The following is a 22,574-nucleotide window of genomic DNA, read 5'->3' on the forward strand; positions in this document are numbered from 1 at the left end:
AGAACTTCTGCTATTCCTTTTCAGTATCATAGATTTTCCATTCTATTGCCATACAACTATTTTGACAAATTCCATAGTTCCCATACCAACCTTCTTTCCCAGTTCTTTTGCTGTTTCATTAGTTATAGTTTTTTTATCGTATTGCACAAAACTTTTATATGGAATAACGTAAATGGAGTTGTGTTTCCAGAAAGCAAAAATTAAAAAAGCCTTCCCGCCGGCTTTTTCAAAGTCTGAAAGGAAAGCTTTCTCTTTTTCAGAAAAATGAGATTCGGTAAGCTGTATTCTGTCTGAAGTGGTTTCTTTGCACTCCAGTGCAACAGGAATGCCTTTTACAACGCCCAGAAAATCCACAGGAGCACCCTTTTTAGGGAAAACTTTGCCTCCATAATTAACCCATAGAACATTCTGTTTTAAAAGAATTCCCTGTCCTGACAGTTTTAACTGTACAGCCATGTTTTCTACAAATTCCTCGAGTGTGCTGCCTTTCTGCATATTTAAACATCCTTTCTTTTATTTATCGCACAGCAGCAAAGTTTTCGTTATCTGTCCACATCCGATCAAATTCCGTTTGACATGCTTCTACAAAGTTAGGATCGGTTATTACGACAAACATTTCGTCATTCTCTTTGCTTGCTGCTCTTGTGTAGTTGTAGCTTCCTGTGGTGGCTGTTTTTCCGTCAATTACTGTCATTTTGAGATGCATGAGGCCAGGATGTGTATTAACTTTTATTGGTATGCCTGCCATTAGAAGTACATTAACAGCATGTTTTTGTACTTTGTTTTCTGCTTCCTTTCTGTCAGTTATCACTCTGACATTTACTCCTCTTTTGTGAGCTTCTACTAAAGCCTTAACTATGTCAGGATTTGTAAGACTGTAGATTGCTACATCACAAGAGGAATGCGATTGTTTTATTAAATTAGCTAAAACAGGTGCAGGGTCTTGTCCTGCTCTTGGAAAATAAACTTGAATTCCTTTTACAGAAACAGCAGCATTATCTTTTGATTTATAATCTCTTGACTGATAATTGTGTTGTACTTTATGTGAAGGTACATCGTATCTTATTTGATCTGAAATTGTAGTGCTGCAGGCAGTCAAAAATAATATTAAAATTAACAGCAGAGATAAAAACTTTTTCATTTTTTCATCACCTTTCATTGTTATTTTAATTTTTTACAACTAACGTTTCTGCAATCATATCATGCAGAGCCTGTTTTTTCTTTGTCCATCCAGTGCATCGCCTTTTTGCATGTATCTACATCCTTTCTTAAACCCTGTTTTAGATTAATAACAGCAATAACAATGCCCAAAATTAGAACTATTATCAGTAAAATAAGATTTACCCTTAAGTCCCACAAGATTAGCGTATTGTTGAAGGTGGGAGTTATTCCATAAGGTTGAAGCATTTTTGTAATCCTATCCGCAACATTAAGCAATTGAAAATCGATATAAACTTGAAGCGCTGTCAAAACAAGAAAAACTATAACTATAAAAATTCCCATTTAATATATCTCTCCTTTTTTACTTATTCTTTTAAAATAGTGGGTTTTTCATCCAATACCCATAGCTTAACATAAGCATTTTTTATATATGGGCTTACAACAAATTTCACTTTATCGCCTTTTCTGTAAGTACCGTCTAAAAAGAATCCAAATTCTTCGTTGACAATTACCAGCTGCCAGTCCTGATCTATTCTTACGTCTGTAACTGTACCTTCCAGTAGAAAAGCGGGTTCCGGATTTTTGTAACCGAAAGGTTCAAAACTGTCAAAAGCCTTAACTTCTTCTAAAGATGGTATTCTTGTTAAAATGCCGTCCAAATCCCTTATTTCTTCTTTAGGCGGATTCTCTTCTGTGTATTTGTTCAATAAGCTCTGGATCCTTTTTAAATCTTTAATGCTGTATGAAACACCTGCTGCTGATTTATGCCCTCCAAAGGTTATATCTGTACGCTCAGACACATATTTGAAGGCTTCCATTAAATCAAATTCTCCGTAAGTTCTTACTGAAGATACTGCCCTACCGCTGTTGTCTACACTACTTACCATTACAGGTTTTTGAAATTTTTCGGCAGCACGACTCGCAATGAGTCCTGTTATACCTCTTGGACAGTTTCTAAAAACATATATTAAAAACTTATCTTCTTTATCCTGTATATGGCTTAAATATTGATTTACAAGCTCTAAGCGCTTTCTGTTCAATTCTTCAACTTCTTCAGCATTTGTACCGTAAAGTAAAAGCTCCAAACCCATTTGTGGACTTTTTAAACGCCCTGTAGCATTAATTCTAGGAGCTATCTCATAAGCTCAAGGCCTTTTCTGGCAATGTACCAGTTGTTCCCGTCTAAAGGAACAACGTCAGCAACAGTGGCAAGTCCTGCAAGCTGTATCATTGCAGGAGTTACTGAAAGATTTTTCTGCCTTAAAAGCTCTCTTGCAAGCAGATATGCCACACCTGCTCCTGCATAGTCCTGATATTTGTCCTTGTAAAGCTTGGGATTAAAAATTCTGTACGCATCGGGAAGAGGATACTGCGGTTCGTGGTGGTCTGTTATGATTAGTTTAACACTCAGCTCTTTAGCTGCTTTTGCTGCATCAACAGCAGTTATGCCGTTATCTACAGTGATAATTGTCTTAAAACCTTCTTCCTTTATCTGCCATACATGCTCAGGCTTAATTCCGTAACCTTCTTTTCTCTCCGGTAAAAATATTTCATTCCGTATCCCTAAAACGTCTAAAGCATTCTTGAGTATAAGTGAAGAAGCAATTCCATCAACGTCATAATCTCCAAATACAGCAATTTTTTCACTGGTTAAAATGGCTTTAACAATGTCAGAAAGGGGGAAGTCGCTGGGAGTTACAGGATACTTCCTCTGCAGTTCAATTTTTGTATTTGGATTATATCTCCAGAGCATATAAAATCCCCCTTTCCATCTGCTCTTTCTGTGTTTTAAGTCTTTCTTTCAAGGCTGTGTACCTTTTTGAGCTGTCGATTGTATTTACTGCTATTTTTATTGCCTGCATGTCTCCAAAGATTTTTACTGTGTTTCTTGCTCTTGTAACAGCAGTGTACAGAAGGTTTCTCTTCAGCATGATGTAGTGATTCATTGCAAGCACCACGATTACGGTATCGTACTCACTGCCCTGTGACTTGTGTATTGTTATTGCGTAAGCAGGAATTATTTCTTTTAGTTCTTCTTCTATCAAATCAATTAAGCGTCCATCAAAGTCTATTACAACATGCCTTAAGCCTTCTTCATCTCTGTAAGCTCTTTTCACGTATCCCGTGTCGCCGTTGAAAATTTCTTTTTCGTAGTTATTCTGCGTCTGCATAACTTTATCTCCAACTCTAAATATTTTGCTGCCGTACGCTATTTCTTCTTTCTGGGGATGTGGTGGATTTATTCGTTCCTGTATCAGCCTGTTTAATTCCAGCGTTCCTATGTCTGTCTTTTTCATTGGTGTTAAAATCTGCACATCATCTAATGTTTTGCCACTTTGAAGCTCTTTCATAAACTCATCTACAACCTGCTCCGTACTTACAAGTTCATGAAAGATAAAATCTTTGTTGTTGAAGCACACCATTTTGCCTTCTCTTATGAGTTTCGAGTTGAGGATTATCCCTGAGGTTTCTCCCTGTCTAAAAATAACATCCAGTCTTGTTACAGGTATTATGCCCGACTCAATTAAGTCTCTTAAGACGTTTCCTGCGCCTACTGATGGAAGCTGATCCATGTCTCCTATTATGACAAGCTTTGTATCGTTTCTCATGGCTTTAAAAAGGCTTGCAGCAAGCTCATTATCAACCATTGAGAATTCATCAACAATAACCACATCCTCATCAAGCGGATTGAGTTCATTCCTGAAAAACCTTACACTTCTGAATTCTTTATCAAATTTTGCCTCCAGCAGCCTGTGAACTGTCTTTGCCGGGTATCCTGTTACTTCTTCAAGTCTTTTTGCTGCCTTGCCTGTAGGAGATGCTAAAGCTACAGACCTATTTTGTTTCTGGAAGATATATAAAAGGGCACTGACAATTGTTGTTTTGCCTGTGCCTGGGCCTCCCGTTATGATTGATATGTTGTTTTCAACAGCTTTTTTTATCGCCTCTTTTTGTTTTGAACCGTATTCGATGTTTTTTACATTCTCTGCCTCCTTGATAAACTCATCAATGTTGTTTATTTTCCATGGCTTTTCATTGAGCATTTTAGCAATTTTCTCAGCAATGTACTTTTCACTGTAAAAGTTTTTGGGCAGGTACACTTTTCCTTCGTCGTCATAAAGCTCCTGTGTGGCTGTTAAATACAGAGCCTGATTTAAAACTTTCGTGTATCCTACTTTTAAAATTTTCTCAGAGGCTGCTTTGCACAGTGTTGTTACCGGAAGGTATAAGTGCCCTTCTGTTTCTGCGAGGTACAATGTGTATTTTAAGCCTGACTGAATCCTGTACGTGTTATCTTTCTCTATTCCAAATTTTGCTGCTATTTCATCGGCTTTGATAAAGCCTATTCCATCGACTTCTTCTGCGATTTTGTAAGGGTTTGCTTTTACCTGAATCAGTGTATTACTGCCGTAACGGTCGTAAAGCTTTTTTATCATGCTAAGTGAAAAGCCCAGAGGCAGAAGCTCAAGCTTTATTTCGTTGAATTCTTTGTTCTGTGTGATTTCAGCATTTACTGAATCAACTACCTTTTGCGGTATCCCAATTTCTCTAAGTTTTTCAGGGCTTTCTTCAATAACCTGCAAAGCATCCTTCCCAAATGCTGCGACTATTTTTCTTGCCCTTACCGGACCTATCCCTTTTATGTTCTGCAGGAAAATTTCTATATCGCTTTCCTCTGCCTCTCTGGACACTTTTTCAAACACGACTCTGAACTGCCTGCCATACTTTGCATGGACGTACCATTCTCCTATCAGGTCGAGCTTCTGTCCCTGCTTGTAACTACCCTGGAAGGTTGCAGTGAAGATATTATTTTCTGTCCGAACAGCTGCAACCGTATAGCCGTCTGGAGAGGAAAAAATAATTTTTTCGACTATGCAGTTTTTAATTTCCTGCAGGTTTTCTGTCATAGTTTGTTCACCTTCCTCAAACTACTGCATTTTCGCAAGCTGTTCAGGAGAAAAGTCTATTTCCACCTCTCTGCCAAACATGCTGAGACAGACTTTTATGCTACTGCCGTTAATTTTTGTGATTTTTCCAATAAAGTTTTCAAAAGGCCCGTCAATTATCATGACAGCATCTCCTGCCTTAAATTCTTCGTCTACAGTGTCTGTTATTCCCGCCCTTTTTATTTCTGCCGGAGTAATCGGCTCAGGCATATTTCCTCCTCCTACGAAATGTGTTACTCCGTTAACTCGTCTAATTGCTGATATGACTTCAGGAATCATAACGGCTTTAACAAACACATATCCGGGAAACATTTTTTCCTTAATCTGCTTTATTTTTCCCTTTACGGATACGGTTTTCTTCTGTACCGGCACCTCTGCTTTTATAATCAGCCCGTCGTATTTTTCCGTTTTAGCCAGACTGTTGATATGCTCTTTAACCCTTTTTTCAGCATTGTAGTGTGTAAAAATTACATACCACAATGCCTTTTCGTGTATATCAGATTTTTCAGGCATTTTTATTATCCTCCTGTTTTTAATTATACACTCATTAATTAATTTTGTCAATATTTAAGTGTGCTTTTTTTAAGGCACTTAAATTTTGAAAAGCTCTTTTGTTTCAAGGTGCTTCTTCAACTGCTCCGCACTAAAAGTCCACGTTTCTATTTCGCTTTCATTCCCTTTCTGCATGGCTTCGGCAAGTCTTCTTAAAGCGTTGTAATAAAAAGCTCTGTCTAAGTCTGATGTACTTTTTGCAAGTTTTTGCCAATCTTTTGGAGATCTGGAAAGAGCAATTCTGTGTACCTCATGCATTTCAGCAGCACTCCTTTCTCACACGAATTTGACAAGCTTTTTGAATTTTATTTTAAACCCTCAAAGAGGCCCGTCTCTGGGAAAAACGTGCTTATCAACTGTTTTATGCTTAGCTGCTTCTGCTCCGGCAATTTTCATTCCTGAAACCCGATGCTTTACTACTGCAAAGTGACTTACTGTACTCTTACCACTGCGAACAGCATCCGGAGTAGTGTTAAGAATTCCCTGCAAAACTTCCGACCACCGGTCAGGCAGGGAAGTCAGGTGCCGGATTTTGCTTCCATGCACTACTGTTCCAATTACGGCTTTAACTGATTTTGAAACCTGCCAGTTTATTACTTCAAAACCGGTTCTTGCTGCTGGTTCTGTATTTTTATTCCTGCTGCCGGCAGTGTTTTTTATACTGCTGCTGGCTGTACGTTCATCCTTGCTGTCATCTCCGCAGAAAACACGCTCAGCACTTACTTCAGGGGCTAATATGTTTTCGTCCGGGTTTGGCAGAAAAACTTTGTTGGAGAGTTTTATTGTCTCGCCCGGAATCTTCAGTTTTGTGATTTCAAAACCTGTACTGACCTCTTCAGCTGTACCAGCATTAAGAACTTCCTGCAAATTCTTCCGCTGCTGGTTCAGCATAAGGTTTCTTTCCTGAGCTTTGCTGCTCTGTTCTTCTGCTGTCTCTAAAATCTGCTGAACTCTAACTGCAGGACAGTTTATTTTTGACTGTGCAGAAACAGTTTTTTCACTGCTGCCGGCTTTATTATCACTGCAGGCAGCAGCTGGATCGACAAAAATTTCATGCGGAGCTCTTGGTGAAGTGTGTATTATGCCATCATCAAATTTCTCAATGCTGTAATCATCCCAGTCTCCGTAGCTATATCTGATTTCTTCATCGCTTTTGACCTTCTCCCAGCTGTCAGGCTCTTTTTCTGCCTGTTGTGCTGTAGTTATGTCATTTCTAGTTTTCTGGAGACTGCTGCACTCAGAAACTTTTTCGCTGGTGCCTAAATTTAAATTATTAATCTCAGCATTAATTCTAGTAAGTGCGTATATATTGCTTTCTCTATAACTGTCCTTAACTGGTTCTGTATCTTTCCTGTTAGAGTAATCTTTTACATGAAAGATATTATCTTGAACGTGAGTTAATTTTTTATTATTACTGTCCCAGTCAATATTTATGTTGGGATCTTTCCTGTCAGTTAACTCTCTTACATGAGAGATATTATCTCTACCGGAAGAAATATTTTTATTACTGCTGCAGGTAACAATATCTCTGTTAGGGTGCAACTTTGATATAGAGCGTAGATCTTTAGAGTTAGTGTACGTCTCTAAACTAAGATTTTTATTATTTTTTATTTTAGAGTAAACGTTATCATCCCTATATCTTAGTATTTTGTATTTACATGGTTTTATAGTAATGTTATTTTCTAGAAAATTATAAATTAAAAAAAGCTTAAAATTATTAATTTTTATTAATTTTGCTAGTTTATTGTTTACTTTCTTACTGCAGAGATATATACTCTCTCTAGAAGGTTTACTTTCTCTAGAGAGAGTTACTCCTGCAGTTATCTCTTGCAGGTTATTATTTTCACTCTCTGCAGTATAGTTCTTTGTTATGGTTCTTCCCCAAAGGGCAAAAACGTTTTTTCCCTTTTGGGGAATTTCGTTTTTTACCTTTGGGGAAAAACCAGTATTGTCAATGGTTGCAGGGATTGTTTCTTCAAATTCTAGATTGCTGTCCTCTAAAACCTTTGATTCTTCTAGTTTTTTACCTTTGGGTAAAAACGAATTTTCCTGTTCTTCTTCGGTTTCGTCTGTGTCAACTAGATCAGTTTCACTATTAAGAATATTCTGACTATTTTTATTAAACATCTTCTCTATTTCGTTTAAGAGTGTTTCTATGTTTAAATGGATGTGTTTTGTCGGATTACCTTTAAACTTCATTATTTTTGTTTCTACAATACCTTTTTCTTCTAAAATTTTTATGCTTCTGTCGAATTGTTTGGGAGTTATCCTGCACTCTTCCCACCAATCTTCTCTTCTTTTTGCAAGCCATTCTTTTCCTTCGTATATTATTCTTAGTTTTGATTCTCCATTTCTGTTTGGTAAGAAATAGTATATAATTTGAGATAGTAATATTCCTGTAACAAGATCACCCGCAATGTCTACGTAAATTCTTTTTACATCAATCGTATCTCTTGACATTTGTTCCCATTCTAAAAATTTTTCGATTTTATTCTCCATCTCTAAACCCTCCTCAACCTTTTTATCAATTTTTTTTATTTCTTCTTCCTGCCATATGTCAAATTCCTTATACAGGTTCTCAAATTTTTCTAGAAATAAAGTGTTTAATACATCTCTTTGTTGTTTATTACTTTTTTGTATTTCTACAAGTAGGTTATCTAATTCTTTATAAGTTTCTTCTCTTTTTTTTATATCCATAATAAATCCCTCCGCTGCGTATTCAATGTGTAGGACAGCTCAAAGCTCTCTTTATGCAGTGCTGCAAAAAAAGATAAAAAAAGCAGCCAATTGGCTGCAAAAAAGGGGAAATCAGGAGGGATATTTTTGACCCGCAGGAGAGTGATACACAGGCCCAAGGGGGAACGAACAGCCCGTGCAGTGCACTCTCCCTCAATAAAAAAGGGACGTAGCGAAACGTCCCTAAAAATTTTATATGAATTTTTGAAAAAGTACTGCTGCAAATATAAAGCCAAATATAAGGCCGATTAAAATGTCTAACAGTGAACCTGTACGTATTAGAGGGATTTTAAAACTCTTGTTATAGGGATAAAAAAGAGGAATACCTGATGGAGTAAGCAAATCTGCTGCTAGGTGTGTAGTATAACCTGTTATGGCAGGCAGTACAATTGCTTTGTTTGACATAAATAAAATAAGTGTAAAAAATACAAGGCCTGCTAGAGAATGTGTAAAGCCTCTGTGAGGGCCTATAAAGGCAAGTATTATGTAGGACAGGTATAATATTAGGCTTGGCAGCGAAAAGTATTTGTATTTAAATAAAAATATCCTGCCACTATTAATGCAGGAAAAGTTAGTATTCCGGTATATTTGTTTAGTTGGTGCCTCAATGTACTGTCAGGTGTATCTATATCAGGCAGAAGTGAGCTTGCAGCAGCAACAGTTAAACTAATTGGTAACTGGGAAGGATCTTTTGTAAGGAAAGCTGTTGCTGTCAGTGCTAATGCCATATGTGTGCGCCCTAACATTTTAACCAACTCCATTCGATAGTATTTATTTACAATTTAATAAAAAATGTATTTTTTTATAATCTTTAAAGTTCACGTATAACCAGTACAAAAAAGCTAAAATACTTATTATTATACTAGCCGGTATAGAATGCAGCAGGGTACTCAGGTTTTTTGTGTATAAGAATAAGTATAAGAATAATGGACTAGACAGTATTGGTCCAAAGAAAATTGAAAGGGCCAATCTGGTTTTAACTTTTTTAACTACAATTTCTTTTTCTCCTTCAGATAAATTAAGTTCTTTTTCTTTGTCTGTTATCGACGGATAACCTGAAGTAATAATTATAACTATAACAAAACTTCCTGCTATTATAATAAACTCAGCAAAAAGAATTAAAAAATGTGTTATGGTATGTATCAGATTGTTAAATATGCCTACTGTTGTTGTAGAGATATTATTTGTCATTTTGACGTCCTCCTCCACTTATAGAAATAGAGAATTCCCTGTATATGATATATACAGAGCGGTTGTGTTCTGCATCAGAGCATACATTTCTGCTACTTATCATCTGCTCACACGTAAGGCTGCGTCAATCCAGCCCGCCTCTCATGGTTCGTTTCCCACCCATGAGAGCAACTGCACTGTTACCATGCAGTCAAGAAGCTATTCCGCTTATCGCTTTCGCTATATTTCTCGCTGCATTAGCATCTATGTGTCTTATACTCCCACAGGAAGGACATTTGAACATTCTCCATTTCGTTCTTGATGTAAATTTATATCTGCTTTTGAAAGCGGAACAGGCTGTCTGTCTGGTCCTACATAACCTACAACACCTTTAATGTTCCTTATTACGTACCATGTATCACGTGTCATAACCATTTTTACGAACACGTAACTAGGCAAAAGTTTTTTCTCAACTTCTTTTATTTTTCCGTTTTGCCTGACTGTTTCTTTCTGTGTAGGAACTTCTGCACGCAATATTAAATTTCTATAAGTACCATTTTGGATTATCATATCTATCTTTTGTTTTACTTTATTCTCATAATTAATAAGAGTTTGTATTGCATACCATTTTGGTTTTTCTTTCGTTTCTATGTTTTTCAGTCCTTTCTTTTTCTAAAAATTAAATATTTTTCTTGATTTTTAGGAACAAAAAAAGACTGTTTTTTTACAGTCTCTCTTCCGTTAATTTGTTTTCTACATTTTTCTAATCTTCTTCGGTTTCGTTATATTCTCTAACAGTACCGCCAAAATACCAATGATTTTCTTCTATCCAGTCGATGAACTTATCAAGAAAATCATCGGCACTTACAGGATTTTCTCTCGTATCTACTACGCCGTCTATGACTATTTCCATGATTCTTCACCTCCTCTTGACTCATTTTAGACAAAAAATAAAGCCTAAATTTAGCTTATTTTATAGTAGGCTCTGTTATTAATCAATGAACAAACATATCATAATTTTTTAATAGTCCTTTTACTATTTCATATCCTTCTAAAAGTTTACTTTCACTTCGTCTATTATAAAATATAGCACTATAATTTTTATTTATTGCAATTGTCTCTGTATCAAAATCTATTACTAAAATAGCAATTTTAGATTCTCCTTGCGAGACATATTCATCAAACTCATCTGATAAATCAACTTCATCACCAAATATTGCAATTGTATTTAAATTTGTATTTTCTATATTCGTTATCCATGCTCCAATAATTGATTTAATTCTGCTTTTATCTTGTGATAATTTATTTCTCAATTCTTTTAAGTCAAGAGTAGGCTCATCTACTTTTATTTTATTACTTTGCTTTAATATATTAATTATTTTATATGCGTCATTTTTTGGTGCTTTTATCAAGATGTAATTTTCTTCGGTATTAACAAAAAATACCCTTTCTTCTTTTACTAATATATTTTCAATTTTTATATCTTTATAATATCCATTTATTGTTTGTTCAACAAAATATGTAATTTTATATTTATCATAATTTCCATATTCACTTTTGCCAATATATTCAATAGAACTTGTTTTATTATTTTCTTCTTCCCATATGGTGATTTGCTGCATTATTTCAAATTTTTCACCCAATCTTTTAGGAAGATTATTTTGTGAAATTTTACAAAATCTCAATCCTATAGGCATAAAAACACTCCTCAATTTTTTATTCAAAAAAATCTTTTGCTATACCACAATATAATTTTATTTCTTCTTTAAAATCTTTCTGACTTTTACTCCTTATTTTCAAAATATCATTTGTCAATTGTATTGTAGTATTGGATTTATTTAATTCTAGCTTATTAATATACTTTGGTGCATATTTCGCTAGATATACATTTTTAAATACATCATCTTTTATTGTTATTTGCGCTTCATAAACTGTTGTCACTAGTCTAACATCATTTATATCTTTAATATAATCTATCACATAATTCCATATATGTTCTACCTCACTAATCCACCTATATAAGTTCTTATAAATAATAGGATCCATAGTATTTTCCATATAAGAACATAAATTATCCTCATCTACTTGTAAATAAATTACTATTGGTATTCTAACATTTATGTTGTTGTCTTTTCCATTTCTCAACTTTTGTCTTTCAATTCTTATTTTATTATTTTCTTTTCCAATTATTATACCATCTGCAACCATAGAATCAATTAATTTTTGTTCTATATCATTAGACCCTACTACATTTTGCGTCTTAAACTCATAAATATTTTTAACTCTTATTACAACAGAAACTTGCCGATTTCTTAATTTAAATTTTGTTAAAAAAAGTTTTATTTTTTCCGAATTATCGTATATAACATTTAATAAGACTGGTAAAAAAGCCAACATTATTGATAATAAATCATTATAATTAAACTTTATAAGTATATAAGCCATTATAGAACCGATAATCAAAAATGTTATTTCCAAAAGCATATTTGTCACTCCTTATCTTTATTATATAATAAAAACCAATTAATAAAAAATCAATGTACTCTTTTATTTTTATTTATATTTTTTTACACAAAAAAGGGGTTCGGCCGCTAGTGACGCCTGTATTAAACCGGGATTGCCTTAAAAGACAATCTCTCTGCTTCTTCTGCTGGCAGATGAGCTTAATTCTTTATACGGGCAGGCAGGATTTGAACCTGCTGTGCTGCGCAACTGTGTGCCTGTGCACTGGGTTCACCCTCGGCAGCCGCGAGGTAACGCCTCTATTCGACACGCAGTATCCAGTGTGTTCCCACCACACCGCTGCCCGACAAAAAAATTGCACTGCTTATTTCAGTGCTTCTTTTTCTACTTTTGATGTCCATTTTTCAGCTTCTATTTCGTTTGCGTAATCTTTAAATTGAGGAAGAATAGTATTATGTACATCATAAGTTCTTGGAAGGTCAGCAGGTTTATGGTGTGGATCTATGTACTTTAGTTTGTCTCCTACTTCAACATACTGACTTAATGAAAGTTTTATCAATTGAGCTCTGGAGATTTTTCTTTTCTTTGAAATCATAAATGCATGTATTTCTTGCTTTTCTACCATCGCCCACCAATCTCTTTCTTCTTCCTCTTTTTTTTGTTTTTCTATTTCTCTTTTGTGTTTGACATATTCACGTTTCTTTTCTTTACGTTTTAAGTCATTTTCCGCTTTGCGTTTCTTTTTTTCCGCTTCATATTCCGGAAATTCTTTTAAAATTTTTGAGACCATTTGTTTGCTTATATTTTCTTCTTTTGCTATTTCTGTGATAGTCATTTTTTCAATTATGTACATACGATAAATTTTATTTTTATCACACATTTTGTACACTCCCCCTCGTATAATATGATTGTAATTCACATCAAAAATTTAATAATAAACACATAAATTAAATCCTTAAAAACCATTTTTACCCTGGTAAAACAATCTCATAATTAAATCTCTCATTTTTTATTTAAATGGTCCTTTGTCTCTGATAAACTTAAAAGTAGAAGGTCCCTTTTATGTTTACTGAGGTATTTTTGGCTCACTCCTGTGGCATGCTGGTAAATCAGCATCACCACTCGAATAAGACTGAACCTCTGGAGTTATTTGAGTAATACATACTCGTTTGTTGTGCCTCTTTAGCTTATCTGTCCATCGCTTGAGCATCGATGGTCAGGCACCCTATAAGCTAAATCTGAGCACTAATCACGGCGAGGGTGTATTACAAATAACTCTCAGAGACAAAGGACCTTCAAAAAACTTTTTACAAAAAGGAGCGTGAATCTACCATGAGCTCTACACTTATCGTTGGCATTGATATTTCAAGTGAATTAAATGCTGCTTCTTTTATTGATGAGACCGGCAACCGCTTAGTGAAAAAAACTTTCTTCTTCCCTAATAATTTGGATGGCGCTCAGCAGCTTCTAAACTTTACTATCTCTCTTGCTCAACAATACAATATTTCATCCATTAAATTTGGCATGGAAGCTACTTCACACTATGCCTGGCATTTGCATACTTTCCTAGCTTCTTCTCCTGAACTTGCTCCCTTTAATCCTCTATTTTACGTCATCAATCCTTCTATCATTAAATCTTTTAAAGGCGCTTATATACATCTTCCTAAAACAGACTCCATTGATGCAGCTGTTATTGCTGAATGTGTAAGATTTGGACAGGTCAAACCAACTCCTCTCCCAGACTTGAGATACGCTGCACTGCAAAGACTTACTCGCATGCGTTATCATATCGTCCGCAGCTTGGTCCGTGAAAAAAATCGAGCCCTAAGCCTTATTTCTTTCAAGTTCTCAACCTATCCTTCAGAGTGCCCTTTTAGCAACATATTTGGTAAGGCTTCCTTAGCTATCATTGAAAATTTTACTCCTGATGATATTGCTTCCATGCCTCTTGATGACCTGATCGACTTTATTGTGAAAAACGGCAATAACAGACTCTCAGACCCTACTCAAATCGCCAAAACTTTAAAAGCTGCTGCTAACAGAGCTTACAGGCTTCACCCTGATCTTGCTGAAGCAAACGACTTAGCTCTTTCTATGACACTCGAAAATATTCGCTTCCTCGAATCTCAACTTAAAAAGCTCGACGGCGAGATATCAAGACAGCTTAAAGCTTTTTCTCAAACTCTAACTACTATCCCCGGTATTGGAGACGTCCTTGCTGCTGGTATCATCGCCGAAATTGGTGATATTAAAAGGTTTAATAACGAGGCTGCTGTTGCCAAATATGCTGGCCTCATCTGGAATAAATACCAATCAGGTAATTTCAATGCCCAGGATACTTCTTTGGTTAAGTGTGGTGATCAGTACCTGCGATACTATCTTGTTGAAGCCGCTAACTGTGTTAGGGTGCACACAGTGAGGTTTAAAGACTACTACAACAAGAAGTATCGCGAGGTACCTAAACACCAACATAAACGTGCCCTCGTCTTAACTGCTAGAAGATTAATCCCTCTGATCTTTGCAATGCTCAGCAAAGGTCAAATATATCAAGAAAGAGGTGTTGCTAGTATTTAAATACTTTTTTGTTAAAAATTAATAAGGAATTTAGTTCTGGAACTTCCAATACCATTTATTGGTATATTGGAAGAAGGGTATCTTTTTGTCTTTTTGCCCTTTAAATGTCTCAAAAAATTTTTAATTACCCCCTTGACATTTTACCGTTTGTCTTGTTATGTACTATGTGCTATGTACTTGGTTGACTTTTTGGGTACAGGTTTTTGGGCATAAAAAGCCTATATAAGGCTATGTGCCTTTTGTAAAAATTTTGTTATAAAACTTTTCTTTCTTCTGCAACTTTTTTGAGCCATTCTTTAAGCAGTTCTCTGTTTATTAAAAATTTTGTGCCCACCCGAAAGGCTGGAAAGTCCGATTCCGGGTTATGTGATAATTCGAGTAATTTGTCTCGGCCAATTCCGGTGTATTTTGCTGCTTCGTCTATTGTTAGAGTTAGTTTAGGATTCATGGCTTCCTTAACTGCTTCTTTTATAGTTTCTTGCAATTGTTCAAGGATGTTTCCTTCTGTCACCTTTGAAAGCATATTGTGATATCCCCCTTTAGCATATGGAAGTTAATATATTAGCACTAATTTTTATCTATTTTTGTCTCGTGAGACGAAACGTCTAATTCTTTTTCAAAAAAAACTTCATCTACATTTTCTCCTAAGATTTCTGCTATCTTTTTTGCAATTTTTAATGTAGGATTTCTAATACCTTCTTCTATTTTATAATAGTGAGAAGTGGATATACCTACTGTATTTGCTATATCTTTTACTGATAAATCATATTTTTTTCGTAATTCCTTCAATTTTTTTCTTCTCATTTTTTCACCCTTATCTTTGACGTTTTGTCCAGTTCTTAATTTATATTATAATAGACGTTTCGTCCAATGTCAATATTTTTTATCCGTTTTGTCTAAAAATATTTTATTTTTGGACTATGTGTGTTAAAATTCATGTAGGAGGTGGACAATATGGAATTCAATCAAAGGTTACGTCAATTAAGAGAAGAAAAGGGAATTGAACGTCAAGATTTGGCAAAATATTTAAATATGTCTTATTCTGCAATAGCTAAATATGAATCAGGAGTAAGGTTTCCTGACAAAGAAACGCTTCAAAAAATAGCTGATTTTTTTGAGGTCAGCATAGATTATCTATTAGGTAGAACTGATATACGCAGGCCATTCATCCCTGAAAACTACAAAGAAAAATATAAAATTACAAAAAGAGATATGCTTCAATATGAAGACTTTGTAAAGCATGTTAACGCTTTTTTTATGGATGACAAAGTTGCAGACGAAGATAAGGAAAAGCTTTTTAAAGACATATCTGAACTCTTCTGGAAAGCCAAAGAAATGAACAAAGAAAAATATGGAAGAAAAAAGAAAAAAGAGAAAACTGATTAGAGAGGTGCTTCACATGTATGAAGGAAGGTACATTAAAAAGATTTCCAAAAAAGTGAAGCACCTTGTAAAAGAACATGAAACAAGAGATCCTCAGAAACTTGCAGAATATTTAGGAATCCATGTAGTATATGAAAGTTACTCTTTATACACAAAAGGTTATTTTATTAAAACCCTGCGCAACAAATTTATCATTGTTAATGATGAGCTGGATGAAAATGAGAAGAAAATTGTGTTAGCGCACGAGCTTGGACATGCTGTACTCCATTCTGGTAAACCTATCTCCTTCATCAGAGAATACACTCTTTTCCCGGTTGGAGCGTATGAGGAAGAAGCAAACATATTCGCTGCAGAATTATTAATTGATGATAGTGATATAGAAGAACTAAAATACTTTTCAGTACCTCATATTGCTGCTGTCTTGGGTGTTAATGAAGGACTTGTAAGATATAAACTTTTAAAGTTTTTATGAAAATTTTGTGGAGGAGGATGTTCTATGTCCGTGAAAACAAATTATGTTAAAAACGGAAAGGAGTATTACCGTGTAACGGTTACTGTTGGAAGGGATGCAAACGGAAAGCTAATACGTAAAGAATTTTATGGAAAAACAAAAAAAGAGGCTGAAGCAAAAAGAGATGAATATTTAAATGGAATAAAAAATGGATTGAATGTTGATTTTCAAGATGTTACTTTGGGAGATTTAATGTATACATGGCTTTTTGAAGTGGTGAGAGTCTCAAGAAAGCCTGCTACATTTGTGAAATATGAAGGGCATTATAGAAATTACATAAAAGATAGTGAACTATATGGACTAAAAATTAGCCTCATAAAATCGATACAAATACAAAGGTATTACAATAAACTATACCAGGAAGGGAAAAGTAGTAAAACAATAAGAACTTTGAATAACTTTTTGAAGACGTTTTTTAATTACGCAGTAGATGAAGGATATTTAGTTAAAAATCCATGCACAGGGAAAAAGATAGTTATACCCGGCACTCCAGAAGAAAAAATTGAGGCAAAAATTGAGACTTTTACTGATGAAGAAATAAAGAAAATCACTGAAACGTTAAAAGGTCATCGCTTAAAAGCATTATTTTTATTAGCTTTTGGAACAGGCTTAAGACAGGGTGAGCTGCTGGGATTGAAATGGACGGACATTGACCTTGAAAAAAAAGAATTAAAAGTCCAGCGTACAATTAAACAAGTTACTATTATCGATGCAAAAGGAAATAGAAAATATAAAACTATTGAACAAATACCAAAAACAAAAAACAGTATAAGAACTGTCCCAATTCCATCATCGCTTATACCAGTACTAAAAGAGCATAAAGCTATGCAAAGAGAAGAAAAATTAAAGGCAGGCTCAGCCTACCTCAACGATATTGAAAAAGGTTATGTGTTTACAACAGAATTAGGCAATACTATAGATGCAAGTAACCTTTTAAAGACATATAAAAGAATTTTAGATAAAGCAGGAGTAAAATATAAAAAATTTCATGCTATACGTCACACATTTGCTACAAAATTATTCGAAAGAGGTGTACCTCTCAAAACAGTATCGGAACTGTTAGGACATTCTGATATTTCTACTACAGCAAATATTTATACTCATGTAATACCCAAAGAAAAAATTAACGCAGTAGAAACATTAAATGACCTTTTTATATAGAAAATAGTTGTTTTAAGGCTTTATTTTATTCCCACACTTTTCCCACAAAAGTTTTATATAGATATAGTTTGTTTTAGTACGTTAAAGTACAAAAAGTTAGTGTTCATGCGGGTTTTAGGGCACTATAGGAAATTATAAACTACTTGGAAATGACATACATATTCCAAGGTATTTTATCTATAAGACGATTCCTATAAATAGAATCTGCTCCCATAAATATATATCTTAAATTGTGCACCTGTGGTATTTTTATTTCAACCCAAATTTTATTTCCATTAATTGTAGGTTTTGCTGCTATGACATCTGTCAAAGAATTTTCTGCCCTTTTATACTGATATAATTTTCCATTTACAATTCCTAAATCAATACGTTTTATATCATTTTGATCTTTATAAAATAGCCTCATTTCAACATGGTAAATTACTTTTTTAGATATTGGCCTTGCCGATTCTAAGCCGATGTACAATTTATTGTCGTAATAAAAAGCTCCTAGTCGCGCTAAAGCTGCACTTCTGTATATTTCTTCATTTAACATGCCCCCCGTATAAACTTTTAAAAGTGTATGCTGCAAAGTTCTGCTTTGTAAATCTGGCTTTGAATCAACTACAGGAATAATGATGACCGGTTTTGTAGCAAATAATTCGGTTTTTCTTACAAAAGCCATTAAAAATGGTTCCATAACATCTATTTGGGTTCTATATTGTTTTATAGCCACTTGTTTCAAATCTATTTCTTTTGGAGTTAAGTCAAAAGATTGCCATTCTGTATTGCTATCCTTCATATCTACAGGAGGTAACATAGGTCTATTTTTCTCCGCCATCCATGGCACTGGCCATTGTGGATGATGGACTAAAAACATATGCTCACGCACATTTATATTCATAGCGGTAATAGTATATCTCACAAAATTGCTTACTGCCCAATGGTCAGGATGTATATCATCTGCTAAAGGATAATATATATCAGTAGGTTTAAAATCTTTAATTATTTCCGTAAGTTCATTAACTAAATTTTGTCCTGTATATGGAATACCCGGCTTATAAACTGTGTCATAAGGGGCGTAGGCTACATTAGTTCCACCACTCACTCTTGGATGGTTATTATCCCAATACTGACTCCACAAAAACCTGGTACTCCCATCAGCAAACCCTAAAAAAATTAAATCTTGCCGCGGTAATCCCAAAACTCTCATAGCTGCAATACTTTCTTGTTGTCTTGCAAGTCCAAAACGATAAAAATCTTTAGGAGTAGGGTTTGCTTTACCTGAAAATGCCATTGCAGCTTTTTTGTAACTCTCTCCACTTGTTACAATTACTACTTTAATAGGTCTTTTAAGTTCTATAGCTCTTTGAATAATTCCTGCCATTCCTAAAGTTTCATCATCAGGATGAGGAACTATAATGAGAATTCTTTGCCCAGGGTCATCAAAAGTTGGTAGTGTACCTTTTTCTGCGAAGTTTGCAATAGCCATTTCCCAATTCATTATATAAGATATTCCTATTAATAAAGCAATAAACAAAGAAAAATAAACAGTCCGTCTATTTATCATTTTCATCTGCCTCCATTCCTGCTATTATTGTACTATACATTTATGAACAAATTATTACATGATAATTAATTTTTAATTAATAATATCAAATTTTGAAAAATATTTTGTTATGATACAATCATACTATGAAGAAAAAATAAAAAGGGGGAAGGATGAATATGTTTGTTGATTTTCACTGTGATACTCTTTATCGTTTAATGGACAAAAAAATAGATTTCACTGAAAGGTCAAAAGAAGGTCATGTGGATTTACAAAGGATGAAAGAAGGCAAAGTTCACTTACAGGTTTTTGCTGTATTTGTAGATCCAAAACAAATGAGGAAAAATGCTGCCACAATGGCTTTAAAAATGATTGATAAAATGCATGAAGTAATCGAAAAAACAAAGGAATTTAGATTAATTTTAAAAGGAGAGGATATAGACAAAGCAAAACAAGAAGGAAAAATTGGAGCATTGCTTTCTATAGAAGGCGGTGAAGTTTTAGAAGGTGAAACTTCTCTTCTTAGGATGTTTTACAAATTAGGGGTAAGAGCTCTCACTTTAACTTGGAGTTTGAGAAACGATTTAGGAGACGGAGTAGACGGTGTTAAAGAAGCGGGGCTTACTTCTTTTGGCAGAGAAGTTGTAAAAGAAATGAATCGCCTAGGAATGATTGTAGATGTATCTCATCTTAATGAAAAAGGATTTTGGGATGTACTAGAACTTAGTGAGAAACCAATTATAGCTTCTCATTCTAATGCTAAAACCCTATGCTCTCACAGAAGAAATTTGACAGATGAGCAAGTAAAAGCGATAGCTCAAAAAGGCGGTGTAGTTGGAATAAATTTTGCTCCACAATTTTTAAGAGATGAAGGTCAAGCTGCATTAGAAGATGTTTTAAATCATATAGATTATATATGCGAATTAGTAGGAGAAGATTATGTAGGTTTTGGTTCTGACTTTGATGGGATTAGCAGTACACCAGAAGGTTTAGAAGATATATCACACTTTCCTAAAATTGTAGAAGGCCTAATAAAAAGAGGATATACTGAAGAACAAATTGCTAAAATTACTCACAAAAATTTTGAAAATCTCATAAAGAAAATTTTGATATAAAAACAAAAAGAGCCCTGGAATATTCCAAGGGCTTGCATATGTTAAAGGGGGAGTCATTGTTTTGACCAAGTATACATTATACAGTCCTTTTTCAAAAAAATCAAGACCTCAATAAAAATTTTTTGAGGGATATGGGGTATTTTTAAGGGAGCTCATCTTATATTATAACCAAATTTGTGAATTTTAAAATTAAAATCTCGTTAATTTTGTTAAATTTATATTAAATTTTTGTTAATTATGACACTGCGATGAGAGATTTGTTATTGAATATAGTATACAAAAAATTTATAATAGAAGTAGAAATGAAACATAGGGGGTAAAGTCATGGATATTGAAATAATAAGAAAAACTGATCCAGAAATTGCAGACGCAATTGAAAAGGAGCTTATAAGGCAGAGAAATAAAATAGAGCTCATAGCTTCTGAAAATTTTGTAAGTAGAGCTGTAATGGAAGCAATGGGGTCCCCTCTTACTAATAAATACGCAGAAGGGTATCCAAATAAAAGGTATTACGGCGGTTGCGAATATGTGGATATAACTGAAGAGTTAGCAAGAGAAAGACTCAAAAAACTTTTTGGTGCAGAACACGCAAATGTACAGCCTCATTCTGGAGCACAAGCAAACATGGCAGCTTACTTTGCCCTTATAAATCCAGGAGATACTGTGCTAGGAATGGATTTAGCCCATGGAGGGCACCTCACTCATGGAAGCAAAGTCAATTTTTCAGGCCAACTCTATAATTTCGTATCTTACGGAATAAGAGAAGATACAGGATATATAGATTACGATGAAGTAGAAAAACTTGCGAAAAAGCATAAACCCAAATTGATTGTTGCAGGTGCTAGCGCTTACCCAAGGATAATTGATTTTAAGAAATTTAGAGAAATTGCAGACAAGGTTGGAGCTTACCTCATGGTAGACATGGCTCATATAGCTGGTCTTGTAGCAGCAGGTCTTCATCCTAATCCTGTTCCTTATGCAGATGTCGTTACGACTACCACCCATAAGACTTTAAGAGGCCCAAGAGGAGGAGCTATTCTTTGCAAAGAAAAATACGCTAAAGCAATAGACAAAGCACTTTTCCCGGGAACGCAAGGTGGCCCTTTAATGCATATAATAGCAGCAAAAGCGGTTTGTTTTAAAGAAGCTCTTACCGATGAATTCAAAGAATATCAAAAAAGAATTATCGAAAATGCAAAAGCTTTAGCAAATGCATTAATGGAAAGAGGAATAAATTTAGTGTCAGGTGGAACTGATAACCACTTGATGTTGTTGGATTTAAGAAATACAGGAATAACAGGCAAAGAGTTAGAAACAAGATTAGATGAAGTAAACATAACTTGCAACAAAAATGCTATACCCTTTGACCCATTAGGGCCAAATATAACTTCTGGTGTGAGACTGGGAACTCCAGCTGTTACTACAAGAGGTATGAAACCTGAAGACATGGTGGAAATAGCGGACATTATAGTCAATGTAATAAGGGATGAAAACTATAAAGAAAAAGCGAAAGAAAGAGTAGCAAATCTGCTCAAAAAATACCCTCTTTATGAGGACCTCATATAAAGAAGATAGGGAAAGTCTTTTACTAACTTTCCCTATTTCTTTCTCTCTTTATGTTCTTCTTTAAATTCCTTTGGCTTATAATACCTTCTGCCAAGCTCACTGTATACATCCTCAAGTTTTATCCCTTTGTCAACTAACAAAACTATTAGATGATAAAGTAAATCTGAAACCTCATACACTATCTCTTCTTTGGAGTCATTTTTGGAAGCTATCACTACCTCCGTGGTTTCTTCGCCAATTTTCTTTAAAATCTTATCTAAGCCTTTTTCAAATAAATAGTTTGTATAAGACCCTTCTACCGGGTTTGTCTTTCTATCTTTTACCCGTTCATATAGCTTTTTAAGTATTTCCATGTCATAATTTTTAATTTCACCTAAAAAGCTTCTATAAAAACAGCTTACATTCCCTGTATGGCATGCCGGCCCTTTTGGTTCCACCTCAATTAGCAAAGCGTCTTCATCGCAGTCATAAAATATGTTTTTTATCTTTTGGGTATTACCTGAAGTTTCCCCTTTATGCCAAATTTCCTTTCTACTTCTGCTAAAAAAATAAGTTTCTCCCTTTTCCAAGCTTAATTTTAAACTTTCCTCATTCATATAAGCCAACATTAATACTTGTTTTGTGTTGTAGTCTTGCACAATCGCAGGAATAAGTCCTTTTTCATCAAACTTTAATTTCTCTATATCAATCATTCTCTACATCCTTTC

At 34.5% G+C, this 22,574-nt stretch carries 28 protein-coding genes; 6 read left to right on the plus strand and 22 right to left on the minus strand.

The features are described 5' to 3' along the window. Positions 1-42: 42 nt before the first annotated feature. From THYS13_RS06845 to THYS13_RS06920, 18 genes are all read right to left on the minus strand, one after another. A complete protein-coding gene (locus tag THYS13_RS06845) occupies positions 43-495 on the minus strand; it encodes a Holliday junction resolvase RecU (RefSeq protein WP_042833730.1) in 453 nt (150 codons plus the stop codon). Positions 496-517: 22 nt separating this feature from the next. After that, positions 518-1,141 carry a phospholipase D family protein gene (locus tag THYS13_RS06850; RefSeq protein ID WP_052210488.1) on the minus strand — a complete coding sequence of 208 codons (624 nt, stop codon included), beginning with the start codon at positions 1,139-1,141 and terminating at the stop codon, positions 518-520. Between the two features lie 59 nt (positions 1,142-1,200). Continuing rightward, positions 1,201-1,503, minus strand: a complete 303-nt coding sequence (locus tag THYS13_RS06855; protein WP_042833731.1) for a hypothetical protein — start codon at positions 1,501-1,503, stop codon at positions 1,201-1,203. Positions 1,504-1,526: 23 nt separating this feature from the next. Continuing rightward, positions 1,527-2,252, minus strand: a complete 726-nt coding sequence (locus THYS13_RS06860; protein ID WP_042833732.1) for a DHHA1 domain-containing protein — start codon at positions 2,250-2,252, stop codon at positions 1,527-1,529. 41 nt (positions 2,253-2,293) lie between these two features. Next, positions 2,294-2,914 carry a DHH family phosphoesterase gene (locus tag THYS13_RS06865; RefSeq protein ID WP_042833733.1) on the minus strand — a complete coding sequence of 207 codons (621 nt, stop codon included), beginning with the start codon at positions 2,912-2,914 and terminating at the stop codon, positions 2,294-2,296. After that, on the minus strand, positions 2,898-5,069 hold the full coding sequence (locus THYS13_RS06870) for an ATP-dependent RecD-like DNA helicase (protein WP_052210489.1): 2,172 nt from the start codon (positions 5,067-5,069) through the stop codon (positions 2,898-2,900). The genes THYS13_RS06865 and THYS13_RS06870 overlap by 17 nt, the downstream gene beginning before the upstream one ends. Before the next feature lie 21 nt (positions 5,070-5,090). Continuing rightward, entirely contained in the window at positions 5,091-5,621 is a 531-nt protein-coding gene (locus THYS13_RS06875; protein ID WP_042833735.1) for a transcription termination/antitermination protein NusG, read from the minus strand. A gap of 78 nt (positions 5,622-5,699) precedes the next feature. Beyond that, the gene (locus THYS13_RS06880) at positions 5,700-5,918 is read right to left on the minus strand and encodes a hypothetical protein (RefSeq protein WP_042833736.1); all 219 of its coding nucleotides are present in this window, start codon (positions 5,916-5,918) and stop codon (positions 5,700-5,702) included. A 60-nt stretch (positions 5,919-5,978) separates the two neighbouring features. After that, complete coding sequence (locus THYS13_RS06885) at positions 5,979-8,357, minus strand: hypothetical protein (protein WP_052210490.1); 2,379 nt, start codon at positions 8,355-8,357, stop codon at positions 5,979-5,981. A gap of 231 nt (positions 8,358-8,588) precedes the next feature. Next, positions 8,589-9,005, minus strand: a complete 417-nt coding sequence (locus THYS13_RS14920; RefSeq protein WP_082990386.1) for a metal-dependent hydrolase — start codon at positions 9,003-9,005, stop codon at positions 8,589-8,591. Continuing rightward, entirely contained in the window at positions 8,900-9,142 is a 243-nt protein-coding gene (locus THYS13_RS06895) for a metal-dependent hydrolase (protein WP_042833737.1), read from the minus strand. The genes THYS13_RS14920 and THYS13_RS06895 overlap by 106 nt, the downstream gene beginning before the upstream one ends. A gap of 25 nt (positions 9,143-9,167) precedes the next feature. Continuing rightward, complete coding sequence (locus THYS13_RS06900) at positions 9,168-9,587, minus strand: hypothetical protein (protein WP_042833738.1); 420 nt, start codon at positions 9,585-9,587, stop codon at positions 9,168-9,170. 190 nt (positions 9,588-9,777) lie between these two features. Continuing rightward, a complete protein-coding gene (locus THYS13_RS14925) occupies positions 9,778-9,870 on the minus strand; it encodes a hypothetical protein (RefSeq protein ID WP_369819206.1) in 93 nt (30 codons plus the stop codon). Further along, a complete protein-coding gene (locus THYS13_RS06905; RefSeq protein WP_082990388.1) occupies positions 9,840-10,226 on the minus strand; it encodes a transcription termination/antitermination NusG family protein in 387 nt (128 codons plus the stop codon). The genes THYS13_RS14925 and THYS13_RS06905 overlap by 31 nt, the downstream gene beginning before the upstream one ends. 103 nt (positions 10,227-10,329) lie before the next feature. After that, complete coding sequence (locus THYS13_RS14285) at positions 10,330-10,479, minus strand: hypothetical protein (protein ID WP_161485930.1); 150 nt, start codon at positions 10,477-10,479, stop codon at positions 10,330-10,332. Positions 10,480-10,561: 82 nt separating this feature from the next. Continuing rightward, on the minus strand, positions 10,562-11,263 hold the full coding sequence (locus tag THYS13_RS06910) for a hypothetical protein (RefSeq protein WP_042833740.1): 702 nt from the start codon (positions 11,261-11,263) through the stop codon (positions 10,562-10,564). 19 nt (positions 11,264-11,282) lie between these two features. Beyond that, a complete protein-coding gene (locus tag THYS13_RS06915) occupies positions 11,283-12,050 on the minus strand; it encodes a hypothetical protein (RefSeq protein ID WP_042833741.1) in 768 nt (255 codons plus the stop codon). Between the two features lie 343 nt (positions 12,051-12,393). Next, a complete protein-coding gene (locus THYS13_RS06920; protein ID WP_042833742.1) occupies positions 12,394-12,909 on the minus strand; it encodes a hypothetical protein in 516 nt (171 codons plus the stop codon). A gap of 452 nt (positions 12,910-13,361) precedes the next feature. Here THYS13_RS06920 and THYS13_RS06925 point away from each other — a divergent pair, with 452 nt between their 5' ends. Continuing rightward, positions 13,362-14,603 (plus strand): IS110 family transposase, encoded by a 1,242-nt coding sequence (locus THYS13_RS06925; protein WP_042833067.1) that lies wholly within the window; start codon positions 13,362-13,364, stop codon positions 14,601-14,603. 253 nt (positions 14,604-14,856) lie between these two features. On the opposite strand, the gene THYS13_RS06930 is transcribed toward THYS13_RS06925, so the two are convergent. Further along, on the minus strand, positions 14,857-15,126 hold the full coding sequence (locus THYS13_RS06930; RefSeq protein WP_042833743.1) for an excisionase: 270 nt from the start codon (positions 15,124-15,126) through the stop codon (positions 14,857-14,859). 44 nt (positions 15,127-15,170) lie between these two features. Then, the gene (locus THYS13_RS06935; RefSeq protein WP_042833744.1) at positions 15,171-15,407 is read right to left on the minus strand and encodes a helix-turn-helix transcriptional regulator; all 237 of its coding nucleotides are present in this window, start codon (positions 15,405-15,407) and stop codon (positions 15,171-15,173) included. Positions 15,408-15,557: 150 nt separating this feature from the next. Here THYS13_RS06935 and THYS13_RS06940 point away from each other — a divergent pair, with 150 nt between their 5' ends. Genes THYS13_RS06940 through THYS13_RS06950 form a run of 3 tightly spaced genes read left to right on the plus strand, consistent with a single transcriptional unit; the run spans position 15,558 to position 17,658 of the window. Further along, complete coding sequence (locus THYS13_RS06940) at positions 15,558-15,989, plus strand: helix-turn-helix domain-containing protein (protein WP_042833745.1); 432 nt, start codon at positions 15,558-15,560, stop codon at positions 15,987-15,989. Positions 15,990-16,002: 13 nt separating this feature from the next. Next, entirely contained in the window at positions 16,003-16,458 is a 456-nt protein-coding gene (locus THYS13_RS06945) for an ImmA/IrrE family metallo-endopeptidase (protein WP_052210493.1), read from the plus strand. Positions 16,459-16,482: 24 nt separating this feature from the next. After that, positions 16,483-17,658: a site-specific integrase gene (locus tag THYS13_RS06950; RefSeq protein ID WP_042833746.1), complete on the plus strand. Its 1,176-nt coding sequence runs from the start codon at positions 16,483-16,485 to the stop codon at positions 17,656-17,658. 139 nt (positions 17,659-17,797) lie between these two features. Here the strand turns inward: THYS13_RS06950 and THYS13_RS06955 are convergent, their stop codons facing one another. Continuing rightward, complete coding sequence (locus tag THYS13_RS06955) at positions 17,798-19,207, minus strand: PIG-L deacetylase family protein (protein WP_042833747.1); 1,410 nt, start codon at positions 19,205-19,207, stop codon at positions 17,798-17,800. 158 nt (positions 19,208-19,365) lie between these two features. Between THYS13_RS06955 and THYS13_RS06960 the strand changes: the two genes are divergently transcribed. Together THYS13_RS06960 and glyA are read left to right on the plus strand one after the other, a co-directional pair. After that, positions 19,366-20,301, plus strand: a complete 936-nt coding sequence (locus THYS13_RS06960) for a dipeptidase (RefSeq protein WP_042833748.1) — start codon at positions 19,366-19,368, stop codon at positions 20,299-20,301. 324 nt (positions 20,302-20,625) lie between these two features. Then, positions 20,626-21,867 carry a serine hydroxymethyltransferase gene (glyA, locus tag THYS13_RS06965; RefSeq protein WP_042833749.1) on the plus strand — a complete coding sequence of 414 codons (1,242 nt, stop codon included), beginning with the start codon at positions 20,626-20,628 and terminating at the stop codon, positions 21,865-21,867. 32 nt (positions 21,868-21,899) lie between these two features. Here the strand turns inward: glyA and hisIE are convergent, their stop codons facing one another. Beyond that, the gene (hisIE, locus tag THYS13_RS06970; RefSeq protein ID WP_042833750.1) at positions 21,900-22,559 is read right to left on the minus strand and encodes a bifunctional phosphoribosyl-AMP cyclohydrolase/phosphoribosyl-ATP diphosphatase HisIE; all 660 of its coding nucleotides are present in this window, start codon (positions 22,557-22,559) and stop codon (positions 21,900-21,902) included. Positions 22,560-22,574: the final 15 nt, after the last annotated feature.

The sequence above is a fragment of the Thermoanaerobacter sp. YS13 genome, assembly GCF_000806225.2.
Lineage (GTDB): Bacteria > Bacillota > Thermoanaerobacteria > Thermoanaerobacterales > Thermoanaerobacteraceae > Thermoanaerobacter > Thermoanaerobacter uzonensis.